Source organism: Arthrobacter sp. CAN_A212 (assembly GCF_015752345.1).
In the GTDB taxonomy this organism is placed as follows: Bacteria; Actinomycetota; Actinomycetes; order Actinomycetales; family Micrococcaceae; genus Arthrobacter_D.
The window spans coordinates 1-1,332 of sequence record NZ_JADOUT010000075.1; the positions used below are offsets into that span (position 1 = coordinate 1).

Here is a 1,332-nt window from a genome sequence, read left to right on the forward strand (position 1 = left end):
CCCACGGCGGCGTGGATCAACCAGCCCCAACAAAGCGAGGTCCCCACACACGCCTAACCACTTAGCTGTGTCTCAAACGCCTTGACAGATTCCGGTCAGCGATGTCCTGCCACTTCATGCCCGAACGTAGTGCGGCCTCAACCTGACGAAGCTCCAAGGTGTCGGCGAGAACGCGCAGCGTCGCCACTGCTCGCAACCCAGCTCTCGGGTCGCTGGTATCGGCTGCCACGGTCGCGATCTGTGAAGACTCCATGCCGTCAACCTACGTTGCTAAAAATTGTTCTGTCAACTTGGGTTGCTGTTGTTCTGGTTCATCTGCCTGTCGATGCAGCTCTCAAGTGCGGTGATGAACACACGGATGCCGAAATCCAATTCGTCCCGACTCCGTATCCGTGATTTGGAACGTCCGAAAATGACGGATTCAGAGACCCTGATGAGTGAGATGATATTGCGATCGCGGCGATAAGAGCTACTTTGTAGGGGTTAGCACCACAGTCAGCCGACTCATTTGGGGAGAGTATTTCCTCGGATTGCGGAGTAGAGGAGCATGTCGCATCGTTTTCCTGCGATCTCCTGATGGCTGCGTAGCCGGCCCTCTCGTTCGTAGCTGGCTTTCTCGGCGGTGCGGATTGAAGCGGCGTTCCATGGTTCTATGTGCAGCTCTATTCGATGCAGTCGCGGGATTGTCCAGGCAAAGGTAGTCAGAGCGTGGAGGGCATCGAGTGCAAGACCGCGGCCTCTCTTCTTCGGGGCGATGCCATAACCAATCTTGGCGCGGCCTGCGGCCAGCTCATGTGTCCATAGTCCGATGGTCCCAAGTGAACGATTGGTCTCAACATCGGCGATCGCAAAGGAGAATCCTGTCCCATCGACGTGGCGCTGCTGCTGACGTTCAACCCATGCCAAGGCTTCTTCATCAGTGGCATCCGGTGGGAGGCTTCCCACACTGGGCACATACGGATCTTGGGAGAGATCCCTCGCCATCCCGAGGTCTAGATTCGTGAACCTACGTAGCCGGATCCGGCCGTACTCGGGATTTGAAGACGGCCAGGGTGGGATCTCACTACCGATACTCATTCCCTAATTTTGCATCAATCCACTCAGTCCGAGGCATCAAATGGGGTGTTTTACGCCCGGCAGGGTCCCTACGACGGGCCACCCAGCGTACCCGGTAACGATGGATCTAGAGACGCGTTCGTAGGCCACCACATGGAAAGCTGTTGGGATGACAGCGCTCGCTAGTGCTCCGTGTTAATGGTTTGTTTGCGTTTCATCTTGCCTAGGAGGTACTCCGCTGATTTGGTCCAGGTGAATGGTTTGGCGTCCTGGTTG

The 1,332-nt window shown here is 56.4% G+C and carries 2 protein-coding genes; both read right to left on the bottom strand.

Annotation, left to right across the window (positions count from 1 at the left end):
• Positions 1-61 precede the first annotated feature (61 nt).
• On the bottom strand, positions 62-253 hold the full coding sequence (locus tag IWX64_RS17420) for a hypothetical protein (RefSeq protein ID WP_442859073.1): 192 nt from the start codon (positions 251-253) through the stop codon (positions 62-64).
• Positions 254-504: 251 nt separating this feature from the next.
• A complete protein-coding gene (locus tag IWX64_RS16835; protein WP_334683399.1) occupies positions 505-1,077 on the bottom strand; it encodes a GNAT family N-acetyltransferase in 573 nt (190 codons plus the stop codon).
• Positions 1,078-1,332 lie beyond the last annotated feature (255 nt).